The 3,835-nt window shown below is 74.9% G+C and carries 4 protein-coding genes; 3 read left to right on the plus strand and 1 reads right to left on the minus strand.

Annotated elements, in window-relative coordinates; translation table 11 throughout:
- Positions 1 to 29: 29 nt before the first annotated feature.
- Positions 30 to 977 carry a helix-turn-helix domain-containing protein gene (locus tag HW445_RS21690; protein WP_180222646.1) on the minus strand — a complete coding sequence of 316 codons (948 nt, stop codon included), beginning with the start codon at positions 975 to 977 and terminating at the stop codon, positions 30 to 32.
- A 103-nt stretch (positions 978 to 1,080) separates the two neighbouring features.
- Here HW445_RS21690 and HW445_RS21695 point away from each other — a divergent pair, with 103 nt between their 5' ends.
- The 3 genes from HW445_RS21695 to HW445_RS21705 all read left to right on the plus strand — a co-directional run bounded on the left by HW445_RS21695 (position 1,081) and on the right by HW445_RS21705 (position 3,775).
- Positions 1,081 to 2,109 carry a trans-acting enoyl reductase family protein gene (locus HW445_RS21695; protein ID WP_180222647.1) on the plus strand — a complete coding sequence of 343 codons (1,029 nt, stop codon included), beginning with the start codon at positions 1,081 to 1,083 and terminating at the stop codon, positions 2,107 to 2,109.
- Positions 2,110 to 2,160: 51 nt separating this feature from the next.
- Positions 2,161 to 2,946 (plus strand): aminoglycoside adenylyltransferase family protein, encoded by a 786-nt coding sequence (locus HW445_RS21700; protein WP_180222648.1) that lies wholly within the window; start codon positions 2,161 to 2,163, stop codon positions 2,944 to 2,946.
- Between the two features lie 91 nt (positions 2,947 to 3,037).
- A complete protein-coding gene (locus HW445_RS21705; RefSeq protein WP_180222649.1) occupies positions 3,038 to 3,775 on the plus strand; it encodes a formylglycine-generating enzyme family protein in 738 nt (245 codons plus the stop codon).
- Positions 3,776 to 3,835: the final 60 nt, after the last annotated feature.

Raw genomic sequence — 3,835 nt, forward strand, 5'->3', positions numbered from 1 at the left:
CCGGCCGCGTGGGCGCGGCCCGGCCGGGGTCAGTGGCCTGCCGCGCGGAAGGTGCGCCGGTAGGTGTCCGGGGGCACTCCCACCGTGCGGTGGAAGTGCCGGCGCAGGGTGGTGGCGGTGCCCATGCCGGTGGCTGCCGCAATGGAGTCGACGCTGTCGGCGGTGGTCTCCAGGAGTTCCTGGGCATGGCGGATGCGCTGGGTGAGCAGCCACCGCAGCGGGGTGGTGCCGCTGACCGCCCGGAAGTGGCGGGTCAGGTGGCGCGAGCTCATCCCGGCGCGTCGGGCCAGGTCCTCCACCGTCAGTGGCTGGTCGAGCCGTTCGAGCGCCCACGGCAGGACGTCGGCGAGGGGATGGTTCTCGGGGGCGGGCACCGGCGTGGTGACGAACTGGGCCTGGCCCCCGTCGCGGTGGGGCGGCACGACCAGCCGGCGGGCGACCGCGTTGGCCACCCCGGAGCCCCGGTCCTGGCGTACCAGGTGCAGGCACAGGTCCATCGCGGCGGCCTTCCCTGCGGAGGTCAGCACGCTGCCGTGGTCCACGTACAGCACGTCCGGGTCGACCTCGACCAGCGGGTGGCGGGACTTCAGCTCCTCGGTGTGGGCCCAGTGCGTGGTGGCGCGCCGGCCGTCCAGCAGCCCGGCCGCCGCCAGCACGAACGCGCCGGTGCAGAGGGACACCACGCGGGCGCCCGCCTCGTGGGCCGCGCGCACCGCGTCCACCAGGTCGTGCGGTGGAGGCCGGTCGATGTCGGCCCAGCCCGGCACGACCACGGTGCCGGCGTCCGGCAGGCGGTCGAGGCCGTGATCCGGTTCGAGCAGGAAGCGGCCGCTGCCGACCGGTCGCGGGCCGCAGACGGTGACCTCGTACCAGGGACCGTCGACGGCGGCCGGCGCGCTGCCGAACACCTCGAGGGCCAGAGCCAGTTCGAAGTTGAGCATGCCGTCGGTGACGGCCACCGCCACGGTCAGGTCCATGTCCGGAAGTGTACGGGTCATGTCGTTCCGGACACTCACGTTCCGATGATCCGCTCCCCCAGGATGGCTGACACAGGCACACGAGGGCACGGAGGAGAGACACATGCGTGAGGTTGCGGTGTTCGGGGCGTACGGGCACACCGGTCGGTTCGTGGTGGCCGAGCTGCTGGCCCGCGGGTTCGTCCCGGTCCTCAGCGGGCGGAACGCCGAGCGGCTCAAGGCGCTCGCCGTCGCCGAGGGCGGGCTGGAGGCGCGACCCGCCGCGGTCGACGATCCGGCCGCCCTGGATCGCGCCCTGGCCGGAACCGCCGCCGTGATCAACTGCGCCGGCCCGTTCGCCGACACGGCCGGGCCCGTCGTCGAGGCGGCGCTGCGTGCGGGAGTCCCGTACCTCGACGTGGCCGCCGAGATCGAGGCCAACGCCGACACCTTCGACCGTTTCGGGGAGCGCGCCCGCGCGGCCGGCGCGGTGGTGGTCCCCGCCATGGCGTTCTACGGCGGTCTCGGCGACCTGCTGGTGACGGCCGCCCTCGGTGACTGGGCCTCCGCGGACGAGGTCCACATCGCGTACGGCCTCGACAGCTGGCACCCGACCGCCGGCACCCGTGAGGCCGGGGCGGTCTCCCGCCGCCGTCGGGGTGGCCGCCGGGTCCGCTTCACCGCAGGCCGCCTGGAGTACCGGGACGACGCCTCTCCCCGGCTCACGTGGCAGTTCCCGGAGCCGGTGGGGTCGCGGGAGGTGATCGGCGATTTCTCGATGGCCGACATCGTCACGGTGCCGAGTCACCTCGACGTCCCCGACGTCCGTACGTACATGACCGTGCGGGCCGCGGAGGACATCGCCTCCCCCGACACGCCCACGCCGGTGGCCTCCCCGGCCGACGGACGGGGACGCTCGGACCAGACCTTCCTCGTCGACGCCGTGGTGCGCCGTGGCGGGGCGGAGCGCCGTGCCGTGGCGCGGGGTCGGGACATCTACGCGGTGACGGCGCCTCTCGTGGTGGAGGCCCTGGATCGCGTCCTGTCCGGCCGCGTCCGCACGACGGGTGTCGCCTCCGCCGGCGAGATCTTCGACGCGGTGGACTTCCTGGGCGCGCTGTCGGGGCATCTGACGGTGGAGCTGAGCGTCTGACCCCGCGGGAAATCGCGTGCGGTCACGGGGACGACGGAGGATGCTGGCGCCGTGGATCAAGTGCGGGAGATCGTGCGGCTGACGAACGGCGTGCTGGGCCCGGACGTGGTCGGGGCCTACCTGCACGGGTCGTCCGTGCTCGGCGGGCTGCGGCCGGCCAGCGACGTCGACGTGCTGGTCGTCTCCCGCAGGTCGATGGACGAACGCCGGCGACGTGCCCTGCTCGGCGGGCTGCTGGGGATCTCCGGCTCCCGGAACCGGGCGCGCCCGGTCGAGCTCACGGTGGTCGTCCGGTCCGCGGTCCGGCCCTGGCGGTACCCGCCGGTCGGTGACTTCCTCTACGGCGAGTGGCTGCGCGCCGCGTACGAGGCCGGGCGGGTTCCCCGGCCGGAGGCCATGCCGGACCTGGCGCTGACGGTCGGCATGGCGCTGGCCGGTGACCGTCCCCTCACCGGTCCGGGACCGGCCGAGGTCCTCGACCCCGTCCCGCACGCCGACGTGGTGCGGGCGAGCCTGGCCGGGGTGCCCGGCCTGCTCGAGGATCTGGAGGGCGACGTCCGCAACGTCCTGCTGACCCTCGCCCGTGTCTGGACCACGCTCGCCACGGGCCGGGTGCGGTCCAAGGACGACGCGGCCGACTGGGCGCTGGCCCGGCTTCCCCCCGAGCACCGCCCGGTCCTGCGGCACGCCCGCGATCTCTACCTGAACTGCCGTTACGACGAGGAGAGCTGGAGCGAGGAGCTGCGGAGGCGGGTGCGGCCGCACGTGGCCCATGTGCTCGGCGAGATCGACCGGCTGCGTCCCGGACGGCACGGCGGGCCGCACGGCCCGTTGTGATCCGGTGCCCCGGTGCCCCGGCCCGGGCCGTGGAGGGGGCGCGGCGTCGCCGCGTAAGGTGCCTGTCGTGGACGGGGATCGGGTGCGGACGATGGCCGCGGTGCCGCCGGGGCGGGTGGTGCTGTCGGACCGGCGGACGCTGCGCAGCTGGCCGGTCGAGGTCGCGCCGTTCCTGATGTCGGCGTTCCCGGTCACCCAGGGGTGGTACGCACAGGTCACCGGTCTGCGGCCGAGCACGGCCCGCGGTGACCTGCTGCCCGTCGAGGGCGTCTCGTGGTGGGACGCGGTGCGGTTCTGCGACGCGTTGTCCCGGAGCGAGGGGCTGACGCCCGTGTACGGTCTCCTGGCCGACGGCGACACGGCCGACGCGGACAGGTCGGCCGACGCTGACGGGTCGGCCGGACCGGCCGGGACGTTCGGACAGGCCGGACCGGCCGGGACGGTCACCTGGGACACCGCCGCGGACGGGTACCGGCTGCCGACCGAGGCCGAGTGGGAGCACGCCTGTCGCGCCGGCACCGAGGGTCCCCGGTACGGTCCTCTGGACGAGGTGGCCTGGTACCGGGGCAACTCGGCGGGGCGGATACGACCGGTCGGCGGCAGGCGTCCGAACGCGTGGGGCCTCCACGACATGCTGGGCAACGTGTGGGACTGGTGCTGGGACGTCTACGACGCCGAGGTGTACGGCGCCTACCGGGTGCTGAGGGGCGGCGGCTGGGCCGACGAGCACTGGAGCTGCCGGGCGTCGGTGCGGCGGCGCAGCCATCCCTCCTTCCGGATCGACGACGTGGGCTTCCGCGTGGTGCGGTCGGTGCCTCCCGGGCCTTGACGGGGTGCCCGGGAGGCGTGCGGCCGGCGCGTGTGGCGGGCACGGGCGCCGGATCCGTCC

This window comes from Streptomyces sp. UH6 (assembly GCF_013421635.1).
GTDB lineage: Bacteria > Actinomycetota > Actinomycetes > Streptomycetales > Streptomycetaceae > Streptomyces > Streptomyces abyssomicinicus.